The sequence below is a fragment of the Xanthomonas axonopodis pv. maculifoliigardeniae genome (assembly GCF_041519315.1).
GTDB classification, from domain to species: Bacteria; Pseudomonadota; Gammaproteobacteria; order Xanthomonadales; family Xanthomonadaceae; genus Xanthomonas; species Xanthomonas euvesicatoria.
Genome location: NZ_CP167998.1, coordinates 255,754 through 274,664, shown reverse-complemented (window position 1 = coordinate 274,664; position 18,911 = coordinate 255,754). Strand labels below are relative to the sequence as shown.

Below are 18,911 nucleotides of genomic sequence, written 5' to 3'. Positions count from 1 at the left end.
GCGTCGCCATGCATACACTAAGCGCCGGCATGCCGCGCATCGCCGTGTCGTCGGTTGGGGGGGAACTTGCCGATGCCCTGCAGGACGCGCGGCTGAGCCGACTCAACCACTGGAATGCTCACGCGATGAATCCGACCACGTTGTTGCTGGTGCAGTTGGCAGTGATCCTGGGCGCTGCGCGCCTGTGCGGTGCGTTGTTGCAACGCATTGGGCAGCCGCCGGTCATCGGCGAAATGGCGGCCGGGTTGTTGCTCGGTCCGATCGCATTCGGTGCCTGGCTGCCCGACCTGCACATGGCGTTGTTCGCCGCCAGAAGCCTGCCGCCGCTGTCCGGCCTGGCCACGATGGGCGTGGTGCTTTTCATGTTCGTGGTCGGTGTCGAATTGCGTGCGCCGGAAGGCACCAAGGCGCAAGTGCGCGCCTCGATCCTGGTGGGCGTGTCCGGCATCGTGTTGCCGCTGCTGCTCGGACTGGCTGCCGCGCCGTGGCTGTTCCCGCGCTTCGCACCGCAAGGCGTCAGCTTCTGGCCATTCGCGCTGTTCATTGCCGCGGCGATGTCGGTAACGGCATTTCCGGTGCTGGCGCGCATCCTCAAGGACCGCAACATGACGCGGACGCCCGCCGGCCGCCTGGCGCTGGGCGCGGCCGTGATCGACGACGCCACGGTATGGATCTTCCTGGCGATCGTGCTGACCCTGACCGGCAACAACGCGCATGGCGGCGTGGCGTTCACGGCCATCGGTGCGTTGGTCTTGATCGCCGCCGTGTTCGGTGTGCTCAGGCCTGCCTATGCGCGCGTGCTGCGGCCACATGCGCATGACGGCCGGTATGCACCGAGCGCGCTGGTATGGGTCTTGATCGGTCTGCTGGCGTGCGCCGCGCTGGCGGAGTGGATCGGGCTGCATGCGATCTTTGGCGCCTTCCTGTTCGGCATTTGCCTGCCGCGCGATGACCGCCTGCTGGAACATCTGGCCGGGCGTATCGAGCCGCTGGCCATCACCCTGCTGATGCCGGTGCTGTTTGCGGTTGCCGGTCAAGCCACCAGCCCTGGTGCATTCGCCGGCGCCGGCCTGAGCGGACTTGTGCTGGTGATCGGGGTGGCGGTGGGCGGCAAGTTGCTCGGCTGCACGCTGGGTGCGCGCCTGAGCGGCCATCACTGGCGCGACAGTCTTACCGTGGGCTCGCTGATGAACGCACGCGGGCTGATGGAGTTGGTGGTGATCAAGATCGGCCTGGATAGCGGCGTGATCGGGCCGGATCTGTTTACGCTGTTGTTCGGCATGACGCTGGTGACCACGGTCATGGCCTCGCCGATGGTGGCCTGGTTCCAGCGCAAACGGCACGCAGCAGCCGATGCGCTGGCCGCAAGCAATTCACCTCACGGATGAGGGCGCGATGGTGCTGCGGTGCCGCGTCAGGCCCGATACCGTGCATGCAACTGGGCTGCCGTGCAGCGCACGGCATTGAATCATGGCGCGCTCCACGTTGCGGCACTGCACGCGCCCGCATCCGCTCCCACGCAGAGTGCCGTCATGTCCGACCCAGCTGAGCCGTGTTATGCCGAAAGCGCGGCACCGCCTGCGTTACGCGCGCAGCTGCAGTGCAGCTGACAATTTCGCCAGGGCGATTGCGCGCCGCAACCGGTGCTGGTGTTGCCCGATGGCAGCGTCGATCTGATCTGGAACGGCAGCGAAGTATTCGTTGCCGGGCCGGATCGCATTGCCAATCCCGCATCGGTGGCGGCAGGCACGACGTTGACCGGTGTCCGCCTGGCAGCGGGCGTGGCAGCCGGTCTGCTGCAGCTGCCGTTACACGCCATTGCCGACCAACGCGTTGCGCTGGAAACGCTGTGGGGCGAGCGGGGCCGCACATGGCAGCATCGCCTGGAAGACGGCGCCGACCCGTTACAGACCTTGCAGGCACTGTGCCAACAGCACGCCGCAGCGCGCGATCCGCAGATGGCTTGGCTGTTCGAACAACTGACCGTCGGCGCGCCGACCCGGCTAAGCGCGTTGACCGACGCGTTGGGAATCAGCGAGCGCTCGCTGCGCCGCCGCTGTCAGGACGCGTTCGGCTACGGCAGCAAGACGCTGGAGCGCGTTCTGCGCCTGCAGCGCTTCCTGCGGATCGTGCGACGGCACCGCAACTTGACCGAGGCCGCGCTGCATGCCGGCTACGGCGATGCGCCGCATCTGGTGCGCGATGCACGTCAACTCACCGGGCTGAGTCCGCGCGCCCTGGTGCAGCAGCATGCACGCTGAGTTGGCCGTTTTCGCCAAGCCACCGGCGTGCGCCATCTGCATGCTGTGCGCTCGCTCAGGAGCACGCCATGACCGACACCACGCAGCACCGCATCGATTATCTGGAATTTGCCGTCGACTCGATCGCCGTCGCCAAAGCCTTTTACGGGCAGGCCTTCGGCTGGACATTTCAGGACTACGGCCCTGACTACTGCGAATTCCGCGACGGCCGCCTGAGCGGCGGTTTCTTCCATGGCACGCCGCAGCCGGGTGGCGCGCTGGTGGTGCTCGCCTCCGATGATCTGGCGCGCAGCCAGGCGCGTATCGAAGCGGCAGGTGGACGCATCACCCAACCGGTGTTCGCGTTCCCGGGCGGGCGCCGTTTTCACTTTGCCGACCCGCACGGCTATCCCTTGGCAGTGTGGTCAAAAGACTAAGCGCAGCTGGCAAAACGCCTACGCGCGCCGCCAGGCGGCGCGGCCGGTGCGCGAAATCGGGGCACGTCCCACTCGTCCGCTGCGCCTGTGAGTGCGCCGGCTGCGCTCACCTGACGACTACTCGCTACGCCTTGTTAGCAAATGAACGGGCTGCCCGCGCTTATTTGCGCGCGTACAGCCCCAGGAACATCGCCACCGCCGATTCGGCCACCTGCGTCTGTTGCTGCGGCGACAGCGGCGGCTGGCCCATGGTGATCTGCGGCCAGAACGCAAAGCCCTTCACCAGCGCCTGCAACTGCTGCGCGGCGAATTCAGGCTCTACGCCTGCCAGCCGGCCATCGGCCAGTGCGGCACGCAGCCAGGCGGTGGTGCCCTCTTCCTTGCTGCCCAGCTGCGACAACAATTCGCGCGCACGCGCCGGCGAGTGGATGCCTTCGGCGATGGCCACGCGCGACAGATCGATGAACGCCGGGTCGTCCAACAGCCGCAGTTTCTGTTGCAGCAGGGCGATCAACTGCAGGTGCAGCGGTTGGTCGGGCCGATAGGCCAGGTTCACCGCCTCGGCGCTGCGTTGCCACAGTCCGCGCAAGATCTCGCCAAACAAGGCGTCCTTGCTGGGGAAGTGGTTGTAGACCGTGCGTTTGGAAACGCCGGCGGTGGCGGCCACGCGGTCCATGCTGGTCGCTTCGAAGCCGTGCTGCCGGAATTGGGCAATGGCGGCCTCGACGATGGCGTTGCGCTTGCGGTCGGTCAGGCGCTGGGGCGTGGCCGGAGAGGAAGATGCGGTCGACATCGGGCGATTTTACACCGGGTAGTTTACTTTCACTAAAATAAAACTACACTGTGTAGTGTAATCAGTGCTGGTGCGCTGTGTTGTTGTCACCCCGCCGCCGTTGGTCTGTAGGAAGCTGCCTGTACGCCCGTCCATGCCGATCCTGACGCCAGGTCCACCCAGTGCTTGCTGCATCGCCGTTGCCTGATCGCTCGTCCTTCTGTTCTCCCACGTCTTGCCCGGACTTCCTATGGCTTCCCCACGCCCTTCCCCGTATGTCGATTCGCCGCAGTTTCGCGCTGGCCGCTTCCGTAATGCGATGCCGTTGCCGACCACCGTCATGACCCTGCGCGAGCAGCTCGGCCTGATGTGGGCCATGGTATTCGGCAAGCCCCGCACCACGGTGCCCTCCGCGCCCTTGCCGGTGCAGCCGCTGACACGCGCGCAACTGCTGGCCGCACCGGATCGCAGCCTGTACCGGCTGGGCCATTCCACCCTGCTGATGAAGCTGGCGGGCGGGCTGTGGCTGACCGACCCGGTGTTTTCCAAACGCGCCTCGCCGGTGCCGTTCGCCGGACCCAAGCGCTTCCACGCCCCGCCGATTGCGCTGGACGCGCTGCCGCCGCTGGCTGGGGTGATCCTGTCGCATGACCACTACGACCATCTCGACCGCGCCACCATCGCTGCGCTGGCCGACCGTGTCGGCGTGTTTGTGGCCCCGTTGGGCGTGGGCGACCTGCTGGTGCGCTGGGGCGTGGACCCGGCCAAGGTGCGGCAGCTGGATTGGTGGGAGTCGATCAGCATTGCCGGCCTGCAGCTCACCGCCACCCCGTCGCAACATTTTTCCGGCCGCGGGCTGTTCGACAATGGACGCACGCTGTGGTGTTCCTGGGTGATCCAGTCAGGTGACCTGCGTTTGTTCTTCAGCGGCGACGGCGGCTATGGCCCGCACTTCAAGACCATCGGCGAGCAGCTCGGGCCGTTCGATGTCGCATTGATCGAAAACGGCGCCTACGACCACATGTGGCCGCACGTGCATATGCAGCCGGAGCAGACCTTGCAGGCGTTCATCGACGTCGGCGGCCGTAGCCTGCTGCCGATCCACAACGGCACCTTCGATCTGGCCATGCACGCGTGGCAGGAGCCGCTGGACCGGATCGTGGCGCTGGCCGACGCTGCTGGTGTCGCACTGATCACCCCGTGCATGGGCGAGCGTGTGGACTTGAATGCCCCCGGCAACCGCGTGCGTTGGTGGCGGCAGGACGCTGCGGCCACTGCGTCGGATGGAGTGGTGGCAACGCCGTAAATGGCCGGCTGCGCGGCCGGCGTGGGTGGCGGGTGTGGCTACGCCATGGTGCGCGTGATGCTTGTCGACGCCCTGGTGACCGCGTGCACAGCGTGACGCAAAGATCGGCAAGGTCGGTCTCTTCGACATCGCGAGCACCACTGCCACGTGTCTCGATCTGCGCGGCGCGCACTGCAGCGGCAGGCATGCGGATACGACCGGCATGATGTGGCTTGTACCCGCGCACGGTGCGTTAAAAACTGAATGCTGATCCTGAAAGTGGCAATGCCGTCATGTAGCGCGTACATGCGCACAAACAAAAAACGGGATGGCACGTGGCCATCCCGTCTTGATTGCTCAGCACTGGCCAGGCATGCATGCCTTCGCATGCAAACATCGCCTACGCACGCACACGCTTACTCGGTCAATCCTCGGTTTTCCAGCAGCGCCTTGACGCTGGGGTCCTTGCCGCGGAAATCGCGATACAGCGTGGCCAGATCGACGGTGTTGCCGCGCGAGAGGATCTTGGCGCGGAAGGTGTCGCCGTTCTTGCGGGTCAGGCCGCCGTTTTCCTTGAACCATTCGAACGCATCGTCGTCGAGCACTTCCGACCAGAAGTACGCGTAGTACCCGGCCGAATAACCGCCGCCCCAGATGTGGTCGAAGTAGCTGCTGCGATAACGCGGCGGCACTTCGGACAGATCCACCTTGAAGCGCTTCAGGGCGTCGGCTTCGAACTTGCTCACGTCCTGCAGCGGCGCGTCGGCCGGCTGGGTGTGCCAGGCCAGATCCAGCAGCGCTGCCGACAGGTATTCGGTGGTGGCGTAGCCGCTGTTGAAGGTCTTGGCCTTCTTGATCTTTTCCACCAGCTCGGCCGGCATCGGCGCGCCGGTCTGGTAGTGCTTGGCGTAGTGGGCGAAGACCTTCGGATCGGAGGCCCAGTGCTCGTTGAACTGCGAGGGGAATTCCACGAAGTCGCGCGAGGTGCTGGTGCCGGCAATCGAGGGGTACTTCACCTTGGAGAACATGCCGTGCAGCGCATGGCCGAACTCATGGAACAAGGTGGTGACGTCGTCAAAGCTCAGCAACGCCGGCTGGCCGGCGGCCGGCTTGGTGAAGTTGCACACGTTGTAGACCACCGGCTTGGCACCGGTAAGGCCGTCCTGCTCGACGAACACGTCCATCCACGCGCCACCGGACTTGCTGTCGCGCTTGAAGTAGTCGGTGTAGAACAGCGCCATGGAAGTGCCGTCGGCATCGAACACCTCATACACCTTCATATCCGCGTGATAGGTCGGGATGTCGGTGCGTTGCTTGAAGGTGATGCCATACAGCTGAGTGGCGGCGTAGAAGACGCCGTTCTGCAGCACGTTGTCCAGCTCGAAATACGGCTTGATCTGCGCCTCGTCCAGGTCGTACTTGGCCTTGCGCACCTGCTCGGCGTAGAAGTCCCAATCGGACGCGGCGAGCTTGAAATCGCCGGTCTTTGCATCAGCACGTTGCGCGTCGATCACCTTCTGCATCTCGGCCACTTCGCGGCGCGCCTTGGCGGTGGCGGCCGGCACGGTGTCGGTCAGCAGCTTGAGCGCAGCATCCGGCGTCTTGGCCATCTGGTCGCCCAGGCTGTAGGCGGCGTAGTTGTCGAAGCCGAGCAACTTGGCCTTTTGCGCGCGCAGCTGCGCCAAGCGCTGGATGGTCTGGCGGGTGTCGTTGGCATCGCCCTTTTCTGCGCGTGTTTCAGAGGCCTTCAACACCTCGGCACGCAGCTGGCGATCCTTCAGCGAGGCCAGCACCGGCTGCTGGGTAGTGTTCTGCAGGGTGAGCAGATACTTGCCATCGAGCTTGCGGGCCTTGGCGGCATCGGCCGCGGCGGCGATATCGCCTTCGCTCAGGCCATCGAGCTTGGCCTTGTCGTCCACCACCACCGCGCCGGCGGCCGAGGCGGCGACCAGGCGGGTATGGAACTGCGTGGAGAGGGTGGTTTCTTCCACGTTGAGCTTGCGCAGGCTGTCCTTGTCGGCATCGGACAGCTGCGCGCCGGCGCGTACCAGCTCTTCGTAGTCGCGCTCGACCAGACGCTTCTGCTCCGGGTCCAGATTCAGCGTGTCGCGCTGGTCGTAAATGGTTTTGACGCGTGCGAAGAGTTTGGGGTCCAGATTGATCTCGTCCTGATGCGCGGCCAGCTTGGGCGCGATCTCTTCCTGGATTTTCTGGCGTGCGTCGCTGGTATCGGCCTGCACCAGCCCGAAGAAGATGCGCGACACGCGCGTGAGCGTTTCGCCACCACGCTCCATCGCTTCGATGGTGTTGTCGAAGGTGGGCGCTTGGGGGTTATCGGCGATCTTGCGGATGTCGGCCAGATGCTGGCGCATGCCTTCTTCGAACGCCGGCAGGTAATCGGCGTCCTTGATCTTGTCGAACGGCGGCGCCTGGAACGGCAGCGTGCTGGCAGTCAGCAAGGGGTTGGATGCAGCATCCGCGGCCGGGGCCGGGGCGGTTTTCTCGGGCACGGTGGTGGACTCCTGGCCGGACGACTCTTTTCCAGAACAAGCAGCCAGTGCCAAGGTGATGGCAGCGGCCAGAACGACGGTACGCGACATGGCGTGTGATTCCTGAGTGGGTAGTGCAGCCGGCCACGCTAGCGGGTTTCGCGCCCGCTGGCATGTGCCGTTGGATTGGGTCGACGGACGCGGTTGGGGATGGCGGCGCTACAGCGTCTCGTCCTTGAAAATCGCCACATGCGGGGTGCCGTCGGCACCGATCCAGCCGCGGTACATGCCCTCGGTATTGAAGGGAAACGCCAGGTTGCCCTGTGCATCCAGCGCGATGGCGCCGCCGTCGCCGCCGGCCTTTGGGATCTGCTGGTCGATCACGGTCTCGGCCGCCTGCTGCAGCGATTGTCCGGCGTATTTCATGCGCGCGCAGATGTCGTAGGCCGCCACGGCGCGGATGTAGAACTCGCCCCAGCCGGTGCCCGACACCGCGCATTGGCTGTTGGCATAGGTGCCGGCGCCGATGATCGGCGCATCGCCCACGCGGCCGTAGCGCTTGTTGGTCATGCCGCCGGTGGAGGTGCCAGCGGCCAGATGGCCGTCGCGGTCCAGCGCCAGCGCACCGACCGTGCCGAAATGCTTGGCGGTTTCCAGGTCCAGCTGCGCCTGCGCCTGCCGATCGCCGGCCTCGGCCTTGAGCGCCTTCTGCAGCTGCTGCCAGCGCTTGTCGGTGCGGAAATAGCTCGGGTCGACCAGGGCGACGCCCTGCTCGCGCGCGAATTGCTCGGCGCCGTCGCCGACCAGCATGACGTGCCTGGAGTGGTCCATGACGCGGCGTGCCAGCTGGATCGGGTTCTTGACCGTGTGCACGCCGGCAATCGCGCCGGCCTTGCCGCTGGCGCCGTCCATGATGGCCGCGTCCAGTTCGTTCCTGCCGTCGTGGGTGAACACCGCACCGCGCCCGGCGTTGAACTGCGGCGCGTCCTCCAGCACGGTGATGGTGGCGGCCACTGCATCCACCGCACTGCCACCGCGGTTCAACACCGCGTGCCCGGCGCGCAGTGCGCGTTGCATCGCCTCGCGCGCCTGCGCCTGCTCGTCCTTGGAAAGGCTGGATTTCTCCACGCCCGCACCACCGTGGATCACCAGCATCGGCGTGGCTGCGAGCGCCGGGCCGGCGATGAGCAGCAGAGAAAGCGACAGACACAACGCGCGTGCGCACCTAGCGATCATGAAGTGCCTCGATGGAATGCATATTCGACGACAGGCGCACCGGTTCACCAACCAACGCCGACGATCCTTCAACCGCGCGCCACGCCACTCACAACGTATCGCGATGCTTGCCGCGCCACGGCCGGTACCAGGTGCGGATGGCGGCGATATCGGCGGCCATGTCGTTACCGGTCCAGAACGGCTCGCCGATGCCAACGGTCTTGCTGGGGTAGTCAAAATACACCGGCAGGATCGGCACCTTGGCATCGGAGGCGATCTTCCAGAAGCCGGCCTTCCACTGTTCCACCCGCTTGCGCGTGCCTTCGGGGGTGATCACGTACCACATCTGCTCGGAGTTACGGATCAGCCGCACCGCCTGGCCGATGGTGCCCTGTGGCGAGCTGCGGTCCAGCGGAATGCCGCCGAGCTTGCGCAGCAGCGGGCCCAGCGGCCACCAGAACAGCTGCGCCTTGCCCAGCACGCGCACTTCAAAACCCAGCGCGAACTTGGCCGCAAAGCCCAAAAAGCCGTCCCAGTTGGACGAATGCGGGGCCACGATCATGACCAGCTTGGGCTCGTCGGGCAGCCGCCCGAGCAGGCGCCAGCCGGTCACGCGCAAGGCGGTACGGCCCAGCCAACGGATGAAGCGGCCATGGGCACGCGGCATCCGGGGCGGAGATGGCTGCAGCAGGATGTTGGCCTGTGTTACCGGTGGCAACGACGGGTCGGGTTGACTCACGCTTACTCCCAGTGGGACGCAGAGCGTCCACGCTTGATTTGGCTGCGTTCCCGCTTGGCATCCAGCCGCCGCAGCTTGGCACCATGACTCGGTTTGGTGGCGACCCGGCGCTTGGGCACCGACAGGCACGCACTGATGATTTCGACCAGCCGCTCGCGCGCATCGTCGCGGTTGCGGTCTTGGGTGCGGAAGCGCTGCGCGTCGATCACCAGCACGCCGTCGGCCGTCATGCGGCGGTCGCGCCGCGACAGCAGCCGCGCCCGCAGCGGCTCGGGCAGCGACGGCGACCCAGCCACGTCGAAACGCAGCTCCACCGCGGTGGAGACCTTGTTGACGTTCTGCCCGCCGGCGCCGCTGGCACGCACGAAGCGTTCGACGAGTTCGCTGGGCGGAATCGTCAGGCTGGGGGTGATCTGGATCGGGTCGCTGGCCATGTGCGCCGATTGTATCGGCAGCGGCGTGGACGCGCGCGCGAACGCCGGCTCCCGTATGCTGCGGCCGGTCCCCCGTTTGCAGGATGCTCCGATGACACCTACCCATTCGCTCACTGCCACGCGCCGCCTCGGACGCCGGCTGCTGCTGTCGGCCCTGCTGGCCGTGGCTGCCCCGGCGGCATTGGCGCAGGCGCCCAGCGATGCCGACATCAACCGCCTGCTGGCCGCCTCGCGCGCGCAGACCATGCTGGATACGATGCTGCCGCAGATCGAAGCACTGCAGCAGCAGCAATTCGCCCAGCTCACCGCACAGCGCCAGCTCGACCCCGACCAACAGGCGCAGCTGCAACGCATCCAGGAACGCACCCGCCAGACCGTGCGCAAGGCGCTGTCGTGGTCGGAACTGCGCCCGATGTATGTGGATATCTACAAGCGCTCGTTCTCGCGCGAGGACGTGCTGGCCATGGCCGAGTTCTACGAGAGCTCGGCCGGCCAGAGCCTGCTCGACAAGACCCCCGCCCTGACCCAGAACCTGATGGGCGCCATCCAGCAAAGGATGCTGCCGCTGTTTGCCGACCTGCAGAAGGACCTGGAGAAGATCGTCAACGAACCTGCGCCGGCCAAGAAGCCCTGAAAGGCGGGGAATGGGGAATGGGGAATCGTCAGAGCTTGCTTTGCTGGGGCCTTGAGTTAGCGGAGAGTGGCACGCGCGTTGACCAGGCGGGCTGAGCGCGCGCCCTCATCCGCCTCTGCGGCGCCCCTCCCCCGTAGGACGATCAGGGCGCTCCCGCGCGACAGCGGTGGCGCCACCTACAACTGCGCCACGTCCCAACCAAACAACGCACACGCCTTGGTGAACTCCGCATCCAGCGGCGCGGTGATGCTGATGCGCCGGCCACCGCCCGGATGCGGAAATCCCAGGCGTTCGGCGTGCAGCAACATGCGGTGGATGCCGAGCATGCGGAAACTGCGGTTGTGGCGGCCGTCGCCGTGGCTGGTGTCGCCGATCATGTGATGGGACAGGTGCTTCATATGCCGGCGAATCTGCCGGAAGCGGCCGGTCTGCGGCTGACAGCGCAGCAGTGCGTAGCGCGAGGTGGTGAACCCGGTGGAAGGAATCTCCAGCTCGCCGGTGGCCAGACGCTGGAAATGCGTCACGGCCGGCTTCTTGACCGGCTTGCCCGGCCCGCCGTCCAGGTCATGGTCGACGATGAAGCGCTCCTCGGCCGGCCAGCCGCGACAGACGGTGAGATAATCTTTCTCCACCTCGCCCGCCATCAAGGCCTTGCCCAGCGCACTGGCGCTGTCGCGATCGAAGGCCAGCAGCAGGCAGCCGCTGGTGGCGCGGTCGAGCCGGTGCACCAGAAAGATCGGCTTGCCCAGCTGCTCGCGCAGACGGTCGGCCAGGAAGTCGTCCTCCCCACGCGCCAGCTTGCTGTCATGGACCATCAGGCCGGCGGGTTTGTCGACGACGGCCAGGACATCGTCCTGGTAGAGAATCTGCAGATGCTTGGGGGATATGCTCACCGGCGGATTATCCGCATCGCCGACACCGCATGCCACTGCATCGCCGCTGCCGAGCGGCGAACACCGCAACTGTTCTGTCACCAGGCCACGCGCACGGCAATGGCTGCGGCCTGGACCGCTCGCACGGTGCAACTGCTGCGCGCTCCTCACGCAGCTGATGCCTGACCGCCGCATGGGTGGCTGCTTCACGTCTCACTTGCCCCAACCACGCCAGCGTCAGGGCAGCAGACGGATGCGCGTATCGCGGTGTATTGCGCCATCGTGCAACGCCAACAGATGGACCACCACCGGCGCGCTCAGTAGGGCGTGCCGTCCTTGTGCCGGTACGCGCGCTGCCCGTCCGCCACGGGGACCAGCATCAGGTCATCGTCCGGATAGGTCACGCAATCGCCGGCACTGCGGTCGCCCACTTCCAGGTACGTCACCACCGCCTGGCTGCGATTGATCAGGCAATGCGCATCGCCATCGCCGGCGCGGAAGCCAACGCACATGCCCGGCTGCAGCAACTGCTCGCCGGCGTTGGTGATCAGGCTGGGCGCGCCGCTGACGATGTAGACGAACTCGTCCTGCTGCGAATGCCCGTGCCGCAGCGCCGAACGTGCACCCGGCGCCAGCGTGGTCAGGTTGACGCCGAAGTTGCGCAGCCCGAACACCTCGCCCAGTGCGCGCTTCTGGCGGCCGCCCATCTGCGCGGCGAACACCGGCGGATAGCTGGATTCTTGCGTGCGCGGTGGCGCATCCAGCGCCGCAATCGCCGCTACGGGTGTGCTTGCGTCCAAGGTATCGGTTGCGTCGGGCATGGTCGTCCCCTATCGCCGCAACCAGGCGACCAGCAGCGCGGCCGAACCGGCGCCGCCGCTGATCCAGCTCCACACCGGCACCGTACCCAGGTACCAACCATCCGGATGCAGTCCATAGAGCACGGCCGCGACCACCAGTAACCCGCTGCCGGTGATGGCGGTCACCACGCGGGTCTGCAGCTTGCGTAGGCTCAGGTCCAGGGCGAGCAGTTCGGGCGAGCGGATGTCGATCTGATGGCGGCCTTCCACCTGCTGCTTCAGCCAGCTGTGCACCAGGCGCGGCATGTCCGGCGCATGGGTCATGATCTCCGGCAACCGCTTGCCCAGTTCGCGCAGCACGCGGCGCGGGCTGTAACGCTCGCGCAGGATGCGTTCGAGCACCGGTCGCGCCACCGCCCAGATATCCAGCTCGGGGTCCAGCTGCCGGCCCACGCCTTCGATATTGAGCAGCGTTTTTTGCAGCAAGATCAGCTGCGGCTGCAGGGTCAACTCATAGCGCTGCGCCACGCGGAACAATTTGATCAGCACCTGCGCCAGCGAAATCTCCGACAACGGCCGGGTGAAATACGGCTCGCATACCGAGCGCGCGGCCGCTTCCAGTTCGTCGATGCGCACGTTGCTGGGCATCCAGCCGGCCTCCACGTGCAACTCGGCCATGCGGCGGTAATCCTTGTGGAAGATCGCCATGAAGTTCTCGGCCAGGTAGTACTGATCTTCCTGCGAGAGCTGGCCCATGATGCCGAAATCCAGCGCAATGAAGCGCGGATTGAGCCGGCGTTCCGGGTCCGAATCGACCCAGATGTTGCCGGCGTGCGCATCGGCATGGAAGAAGTTGTCGCGAAATACCTGGGTGTAGAACACGCGCACGCCCTTGGCCGCGAGCGCCTTGCGATCGATGCCCGCCGCATCGAGCTTGGCGATGTCGTCGGATGGAATGCCGTACACGCGCTCCAGCGTGAGCGCGCGCTCGGCGGTGTGCGACCAGATCACTTCCGGCACGTACAGATCGTCCGAGCCTTCCCAGAACCGGCGCAATACGCTGGCGTTGGCGCCTTCGCGCTGCAGGTCCAGTTCGGCGGCCAGCGTGCCTTCGATCTCGGCCACCACTTCGCGCGGACGGATCTTGTCGGCACGCGGGTGGGTGCGCTCGACCAAAGTGGCCAGCGAGTGCAGCAACGCGATATCGGCATCGATCTGGCGTTCGATGTCCGGACGCAGCACCTTGACCACCACTTCGCGGCGCACGCCGTTGGCATCGGGCGGCAACGTGGCCGCATGCACCTGCGCGATCGACGCCGAGGCCAGCGGCACGGTATCGAAGCTGGCAAACGCCACGCTGACCGGCAGGCCGAGTGCGGCTTCGACGATCAGGCGCGCGGCCTGGCCATCGAACGGCTTGACCCGGTCCTGCAGCAAGGTGAGTTCTTCGGCCACGTCGGCCGGAATCAGATCGCGCCGGGTGGACAGAATCTGCCCGAACTTGACGAAGATCGGCCCCAGTTCCTGTAGCGCCAGGCGCAGCCGCGCACCGCGCGATTGCGCGGCGATTTCGGCGCTGGCACGCGGCACGAAGGGCTTGGCCAAACGCAACCAGCGCTCGGCCGGGGTGCCTTCCAGCAAGGCATCCAGGCGATAGCGCAGGATCACCCGGCCGATGCGGCTTGCCCGCAGGATCGCCTTCATGCTGTGCCTCCGCTCGCACGCAGGCGGCGCACGCGCGCGGCCAGCCGTTCGACGTCATCGCGTAGCTCGTCCACGTCGTCATGGAAAGCCTCGAGCTCGGCGCGTGGCACCACATCGCGCGATTCTTCGGTGACGAATTCGGCCGCGCTCTGCGCCAGATTCACCGCACTGCGACGTGCCTGCTGCAGCGCTGCGCGCACCGCGCCGGCGATCTGCACGCCCAGGATGTCGCCGAACACCGTAACGAACGGCAACTGCCAATCCGGGTCGAAGCGGCCGGCCAGTTGCTGCAGCTGGCGCGCCAGTTCGGCGTCGCCGGAAACCTTGAGCCGACCGGCCGGCGCGCCGGTGCGACGTGCGTTGGCCAGCAGCGGCAGTTGCCCGAGCAAGCCGGCCAGGCTGCTGCGCACCGCCAGGTCAGGTTCCTGTGCCTGATCGACCGGGCCGACCAGCAACCGGCGCTCGTGCACGCGGATCTGCAGGGCCAGCGCGGGCGCCTCCAGGGTCAGCGCGATGCGCTGGCCTTCCAGCGGCAGCAGGGCGTCGCGGGTATCCGGGTCCAGCGCCAGCGCACGGTTGAGCGCTGCCTGCAGGGCCTGGCCGGCGAGCGGCTTGAGGGAATTGAAGAGTGATCCGGGCATGCCCGCATTCTACCGCCCCTGCATGTCGCAGCTGCCCGACGGCGGTGTGGCACGTGCGCCGGCTGTCGGTACGGCGGTCGTGCGGTCGTTGCGACGGCAGGTTGCCGGGCACCGCGGCGCATGGTCAGGCGCATCGGGCACGCCGGCGTTGTTCGCCATGGTTGGCTGCAGCACGACTTCCTTCAGCGCATACGCCACAGGCATCCTGTCCACTTCCAATGGCAGGAGCAGGCAATGCGCATGATTCGGGTCGGCCTCATCTTCGGTGGCAAATCGGCCGAGCACGAGGTCTCGTTGCAATCGGCGCGCAATATCCTGGATGCGCTGGACCCGCAACGCTTCGAGCCGGTGCTGATCGGTATCGACAAGCAAGGCCAGTGGCACGTCAACGACCCCGACAGCTTCCTGCTGCATGCCGACGACCCGGCGCGCATTGCGCTGCATCGTAGCGGGCGCGGCGTAGCGCTGCTGCCGGGCGCGCAACAGCAGCAGGTGCGGCCGATCCAGCCGGAGCAGGCGCTGGCGCAGATCGATGTGGTGTTCCCTATCGTGCACGGCACCCTGGGCGAGGACGGCTCGCTGCAGGGGCTGCTGCGCATGGCCAACCTGCCCTTCGTGGGCTCCGGCGTACTGGGCTCGGCGGTCGCGATGGACAAGGACATGGCCAAGCGCGTGTTGCGCGATGCCGGGCTGGCGGTGGCGCCGTTCGTCTGCTTCAACCGCCACACCGCCGCGATGGCCGATGTAGAGGCGTTGATCGCGCAGTTTGGCTTGCCGCTGTTCGTCAAACCGGCCAACCAGGGCTCGTCGGTCGGCGTCAGCCAGGTGCGCAGCGCCGATCAGTTCGCCGCTGCACTCGCCTTGGCCTTGGCCTACGACCACAAGGTGTTGGTGGAAGCGGCCATTGCCGGGCGCGAAATCGAATGTGCCGTGCTGGGCAATGCCACACCCCAGGCCAGCGTCTGCGGCGAGGTGGTGGTGCACGACGCGTTCTATTCGTACCAGACCAAATACATCAGCGAACACGGCGCCGAGATCGTGATTCCGGCCGACATCGATGCGCGGACCCAGCAGCGCATCCAGCAAATCGCGGTGCAGGCTTACCAGGCGCTGGACTGTGCAGGCCTGGCACGGGTGGATGTCTTCCTGTGCGCCGATGGACGCATCGTGATCAACGAGGTCAACACGCTGCCGGGCTTCACCCGCATCAGCATGTATCCGAAATTATGGCAGGCAAGCGGGCTGGACTATCGCAGCCTGATCACGCGGTTGATCGAGCTTGCACTAGAACGGCATGCCGGCGATCAATTACTGCGCAGTGCGGTCCAATTGCCTTGATAGCGCTGCCGCCGTTACATCGCATACAAGCGCGCGACCACGACCACGACGCCGCGCTTGTAACCACCATTGCACATTCAAAATGCGCGCATCTCCGGCCACAACGCACAGGGCCCGCATCCTTGCGGAAGCGGGCCCTGTGAGCGCCAACCGGCAGCGCCGCTGCCGTGACGTATCGCAGCTAAGCGTTATACCTTGCCGCGACGGAACATCGAGATCACTGCCAGGATCAGGAACACCACGAACAGGATCCAGGCGATGTTGGTCGCCGCACCGGCGATACCGCTAAAGCCCAGCACAGCAGCGATGATGGCGATGACGAAAAAGATGATGGCGTAATGCAGCATGGCAAGGTATCCAGAAGTTGTCGTGCCGAATCGGCGCAGACGTATCTTGTGGATATGCCGGTCTTTATCCGGTGATGGCGATGTCGTTGGAAGATGAGGATCGCAGCCGTTGCAGGCCTTCTTCGATGCTGATGCGCGGTACATAGCCGAAGTCGCGACGTGCCGGCTCCATGCTGTACCAATGCGGCGTACACAGCTGTTCCACCAGAAAACGCGTCAACGGCACCTCGCCTGGCAGACGCAACAGTGGCCATAGCGTTTCGCACACGGCGCCGATGCGGTAGGCGGTGTTGAATGACAGCGAGCGCGTGACTGCCGGCGCGTCCACCGCAGCCAGCAAACGATTGAGCAACTCGCGCATCGGCAGCGGTTCGCCATTGGAAATGAAGTACGCCTTGCCTGCGCAGGCAGCGCCTACGGCAAGGTGCTCGAACGCATCGAAATGCGCCTGCGCGGCGTTGTCGATGTACGTGCTGTCGACCAGATTGCTGCCATCGCCGACCATGCGCAGCCGCCCGGCACGCGCACGCGCGGCCAGGCGCGGCAACAAGTGATTGTCGCCCGGACCCCAGATCAGGCGCGGTCGCAGCGCCACTGTCGCCAACTGGGCATCGTTGGCCGCCAGCACTGCACGCTCGGCAATGGCCTTGGTTGCCGCGTAGGCGGCGCGCAGATTCTCGCCATACGGCACTTCGTCGGCACCGAGTCCTTCCACCGGGTTGGTGGCGCGATGGGTGACGCTGGGCGTGGAGGTATAGATCAACCGCGGCACGCCATTGGCGCGACAGGCCTCGATCACGTTCTGCGTGCCCACCACATTGGCCTGGTGATAGCTGTCGTAACTGCCCCATGCGCCGGCCTTGGCGGCATTGTGGAACACCGCATCGATACCGGCGAAGGCATGCCGCACCGCCTGCGGGTCGGCCAGGTCGCCGCGGATCTGGCCCACGCCCAGGCGTTGCAGCACCGGGTAATCGCCGCGCTGGAAGCTCACCACCTCGTGCCCACGCGCGCGCAGGCCGCGGCACAACGCCTGGCCAAGAAAGCCGCCACCACCGGTCACCAATACCTTCATCGCACCACACCTCGCCTCTGAGGGACGACACCATAGCCGGCCACACCCGACTTGGCGATCTTGCGTCGACGCGCGGCCGTGCAGGCTGCCGTCAAGGGCCGCAGCGACCAACAAACACTGCGCCTAATCCCTGGCGGGCGGGTGCGGTGATCGGAATCGACCACTTGCGCGCTGCAATTTACGAGTGCGCCATCCATACCCGCCTGACCACTAGGCGCTCCCTGTTGTCATCCGTTCTTGTGCAGCTGCTGCGCTGTCCACACCGCCAGCGTTTCGCGGCCGATCTTGGCGTTGTGGCGGATGTCGACCGGAAAACCGGAGTGGCGCAGGAAACGCGCGATACCTGCGGTGTGAGGGTGGGCAGCGCCCAGCGCGCGCAGGTCGCTTTCCACCTGTGCGAACGCGGGAGCAGACACCCCCGGCTGCAACTCCACGCACAGCACCGGTTGCTGCTGTCCGGGCGCACCCACGCCCACCAGCGCGGTGCGCCGCACCTGCGGATGCACGTTGAACACCGGCTCCACCTGTTCGGTGTACAGCGGGCCGCTGGCGGTTTCCACGCGCTGGGTCTTGCGCCCACAGAACCACAAGCGTCCTTCGGCGTCGAAATATCCGACATCGCCCATGCGGTGCACGACGCGCTCGCTGCCATCGCTGCGGCGTTCGCGAATTTTGGCGATGCGCGTGGCCGCATCGCGGTTGAAATAGGTGTCGGTGGCGGTGGGGCCGGCAACGGTGATCTCGCCGACCTCACCGGTCGCCAGCACGCGCACGCCACTCCAATCGGCAATGGCCGCATCGTCAATCGCAATAATGCGCACCTCATTCGGCGCGACCACCTGGCCCACACAGGTGCCGGCACCAGCCTCGGTGGCGGCGCGCGTGGCATCCAGGGTGCGCCCTTCGATCGCGGCCACCGGCAGGCATTCGGTGGCGCCGTACGGGGTCCAGAACTGCGCATCGTCCGGCAGCAGCGCGCGGATCTTCGCCACCACATCCGGCGGCACCGGTGCACCGGCCGACGTGGCCAGGCGCACGTTGGGAAGCGGCTGCCCATAATCGGCCAGCACGCGCATCAGGGCCGGCGAACCGAACAACTGGGTGACACCGAAGCGCGCGATCGCATCATGCAACTTGCGCGGGTCGGCACTGCCCGGGCGGGTCGGATCCATGTCCGGAATCACCGAGGTCAGCCCCAGCGCCGGATCGAACAAGGCGAACGGCGGAAACGTCGGCAGATCCACCCCGCCCGGCTGCATGCCGAACGCATTGCGCAGCAATTCGATCTGCCCAACGAAGTGCCGGTGGCGATACACCACGCCCTTGGGCACGCCGGTCGAGCCGCTGGTGAACAGGATCGCCGCCACATCGTCGGGCGCGGTGTCGGCCAGTTGGCTGCCTGCGCCGGCACCATCGCGCTCCACCCGCGCCAGCGTGACTCCCCCCCAGCCGTAACGTCCGCCGACGGTAACGATCTGCTTTGCCGAGCGCGCCCAGCGCAACAGGCGACGCGCCAGCTGCGCCAGCGCAATGCCGATAAATGCCTGCGGCTGCGCTTCGTCCAGGCACTGCTTGAGCGCACGTTTGTCGATGCCGGGGTCCACCAGCACCGGCACCGCGCCAGCCTTGAACAAGGCGAACATCAGCAGGAAGAATTCCGGCGACGGCCGCACCATCACCACCGCACGCGCGCCGCGCCCGATGCCGTGGCGTGCCAGCCCGGCGGCGATCGCATCGCTGCGCGCATCCAGCTCGGCATAGCTCAAGGTCAGATCGTAGGCGGCAAACCCGTTGGCACCGCGAGCGCCCGGGCAACGGATGGCGATCTGGTCGGGGCGCTCGCGCGCCAGTTGCGGAAGGGTGGCCGCGATATTGCAGAGGGTCGTCAT

18 protein-coding genes, 1 other RNA gene and 1 pseudogene are annotated in these 18,911 nt (G+C 66.2%); 7 read left to right on the top strand and 13 right to left on the bottom strand.

Translation table 11 applies throughout. The features are described 5' to 3' along the window. Nucleotides 1-125 precede the first annotated feature (125 nt). From ACDH77_RS01175 to ACDH77_RS01160, 4 genes and pseudogenes are all read left to right on the top strand, one after another. Nucleotides 126-1,388 (top strand): cation:proton antiporter, encoded by a 1,263-nt coding sequence (locus tag ACDH77_RS01175; RefSeq protein ID WP_031420693.1) that lies wholly within the window; start codon nucleotides 126-128, stop codon nucleotides 1,386-1,388. A gap of 144 nt (nucleotides 1,389-1,532) precedes the next feature. After that, nucleotides 1,533-2,261, top strand: a pseudogene (locus ACDH77_RS01170) (helix-turn-helix domain-containing protein). A 68-nt stretch (nucleotides 2,262-2,329) separates the two neighbouring features. Further along, nucleotides 2,330-2,677: a VOC family protein gene (locus ACDH77_RS01165; RefSeq protein WP_011345970.1), complete on the top strand. Its 348-nt coding sequence runs from the start codon at nucleotides 2,330-2,332 to the stop codon at nucleotides 2,675-2,677. A 63-nt stretch (nucleotides 2,678-2,740) separates the two neighbouring features. Beyond that, nucleotides 2,741-2,817, top strand: a non-coding RNA gene (locus ACDH77_RS01160) — sX9 sRNA. A 20-nt stretch (nucleotides 2,818-2,837) separates the two neighbouring features. Here the strand turns inward: ACDH77_RS01160 and ACDH77_RS01155 are convergent. Next, on the bottom strand, nucleotides 2,838-3,470 hold the full coding sequence (locus ACDH77_RS01155; RefSeq protein WP_008572236.1) for a TetR/AcrR family transcriptional regulator: 633 nt from the start codon (nucleotides 3,468-3,470) through the stop codon (nucleotides 2,838-2,840). A 9-nt stretch (nucleotides 3,471-3,479) separates the two neighbouring features. After that, a complete protein-coding gene (locus ACDH77_RS01150) occupies nucleotides 3,480-3,701 on the bottom strand; it encodes a hypothetical protein (protein WP_031420688.1) in 222 nt (73 codons plus the stop codon). Between ACDH77_RS01150 and ACDH77_RS01145 the strand changes: the two genes are divergently transcribed. Then, complete coding sequence (locus ACDH77_RS01145; RefSeq protein WP_218489009.1) at nucleotides 3,700-4,755, top strand: MBL fold metallo-hydrolase; 1,056 nt, start codon at nucleotides 3,700-3,702, stop codon at nucleotides 4,753-4,755. The genes ACDH77_RS01150 and ACDH77_RS01145 overlap by 2 nt on opposite strands. A gap of 395 nt (nucleotides 4,756-5,150) precedes the next feature. Here the strand turns inward: ACDH77_RS01145 and dcp are convergent, their stop codons facing one another. The 4 genes from dcp to arfB all read right to left on the bottom strand — a co-directional run bounded on the left by dcp (nucleotide 5,151) and on the right by arfB (nucleotide 9,611). Next, on the bottom strand, nucleotides 5,151-7,334 hold the full coding sequence (dcp, locus tag ACDH77_RS01140; protein ID WP_031420687.1) for a peptidyl-dipeptidase Dcp: 2,184 nt from the start codon (nucleotides 7,332-7,334) through the stop codon (nucleotides 5,151-5,153). 108 nt (nucleotides 7,335-7,442) lie between these two features. Beyond that, on the bottom strand, nucleotides 7,443-8,459 hold the full coding sequence (locus tag ACDH77_RS01135) for an isoaspartyl peptidase/L-asparaginase family protein (protein WP_031420685.1): 1,017 nt from the start codon (nucleotides 8,457-8,459) through the stop codon (nucleotides 7,443-7,445). A gap of 88 nt (nucleotides 8,460-8,547) precedes the next feature. Then, the gene (locus tag ACDH77_RS01130; protein ID WP_031420683.1) at nucleotides 8,548-9,177 is read right to left on the bottom strand and encodes a lysophosphatidylcholine acyltransferase; all 630 of its coding nucleotides are present in this window, start codon (nucleotides 9,175-9,177) and stop codon (nucleotides 8,548-8,550) included. Between the two features lie 2 nt (nucleotides 9,178-9,179). Then, complete coding sequence (gene arfB / locus ACDH77_RS01125) at nucleotides 9,180-9,611, bottom strand: alternative ribosome rescue aminoacyl-tRNA hydrolase ArfB (protein WP_005912264.1); 432 nt, start codon at nucleotides 9,609-9,611, stop codon at nucleotides 9,180-9,182. A 55-nt stretch (nucleotides 9,612-9,666) separates the two neighbouring features. Between arfB and ACDH77_RS01120 the strand changes: the two genes are divergently transcribed. Next, entirely contained in the window at nucleotides 9,667-10,245 is a 579-nt protein-coding gene (locus ACDH77_RS01120; protein WP_031420680.1) for a DUF2059 domain-containing protein, read from the top strand. 176 nt (nucleotides 10,246-10,421) lie between these two features. Here the strand turns inward: ACDH77_RS01120 and ACDH77_RS01115 are convergent, their stop codons facing one another. The 4 genes from ACDH77_RS01115 to ACDH77_RS01100 form a co-directional block, all read right to left on the bottom strand. Next, a complete protein-coding gene (locus tag ACDH77_RS01115; RefSeq protein WP_031420679.1) occupies nucleotides 10,422-11,174 on the bottom strand; it encodes a pseudouridine synthase in 753 nt (250 codons plus the stop codon). Between the two features lie 260 nt (nucleotides 11,175-11,434). Next, the gene (locus ACDH77_RS01110; RefSeq protein WP_008572223.1) at nucleotides 11,435-11,938 is read right to left on the bottom strand and encodes a cupin domain-containing protein; all 504 of its coding nucleotides are present in this window, start codon (nucleotides 11,936-11,938) and stop codon (nucleotides 11,435-11,437) included. A gap of 9 nt (nucleotides 11,939-11,947) precedes the next feature. Further along, entirely contained in the window at nucleotides 11,948-13,621 is a 1,674-nt protein-coding gene (ubiB, locus tag ACDH77_RS01105; protein WP_029818276.1) for a ubiquinone biosynthesis regulatory protein kinase UbiB, read from the bottom strand. Then, nucleotides 13,618-14,262, bottom strand: a complete 645-nt coding sequence (locus ACDH77_RS01100) for an SCP2 domain-containing protein (protein ID WP_014089017.1) — start codon at nucleotides 14,260-14,262, stop codon at nucleotides 13,618-13,620. The genes ubiB and ACDH77_RS01100 overlap by 4 nt, the downstream gene beginning before the upstream one ends. A gap of 234 nt (nucleotides 14,263-14,496) precedes the next feature. Between ACDH77_RS01100 and ddlA the strand changes: the two genes are divergently transcribed. Beyond that, entirely contained in the window at nucleotides 14,497-15,600 is a 1,104-nt protein-coding gene (gene ddlA, locus ACDH77_RS01095; RefSeq protein ID WP_109290521.1) for a D-alanine--D-alanine ligase, read from the top strand. A 188-nt stretch (nucleotides 15,601-15,788) separates the two neighbouring features. Here the strand turns inward: ddlA and ACDH77_RS01090 are convergent, their stop codons facing one another. The 3 genes from ACDH77_RS01090 to oleC form a co-directional block, all read right to left on the bottom strand. Beyond that, a complete protein-coding gene (locus ACDH77_RS01090) occupies nucleotides 15,789-15,947 on the bottom strand; it encodes a DUF1328 domain-containing protein (RefSeq protein ID WP_003468167.1) in 159 nt (52 codons plus the stop codon). A 64-nt stretch (nucleotides 15,948-16,011) separates the two neighbouring features. After that, nucleotides 16,012-17,022, bottom strand: a complete 1,011-nt coding sequence (gene oleD, locus ACDH77_RS01085) for a 2-alkyl-3-oxoalkanoate reductase (protein WP_008572201.1) — start codon at nucleotides 17,020-17,022, stop codon at nucleotides 16,012-16,014. A gap of 227 nt (nucleotides 17,023-17,249) precedes the next feature. Then, nucleotides 17,250-18,911, bottom strand: coding sequence for an olefin beta-lactone synthetase (oleC, locus tag ACDH77_RS01080; RefSeq protein ID WP_218489004.1), 1,662 nt, complete (start codon nucleotides 18,909-18,911; stop codon nucleotides 17,250-17,252).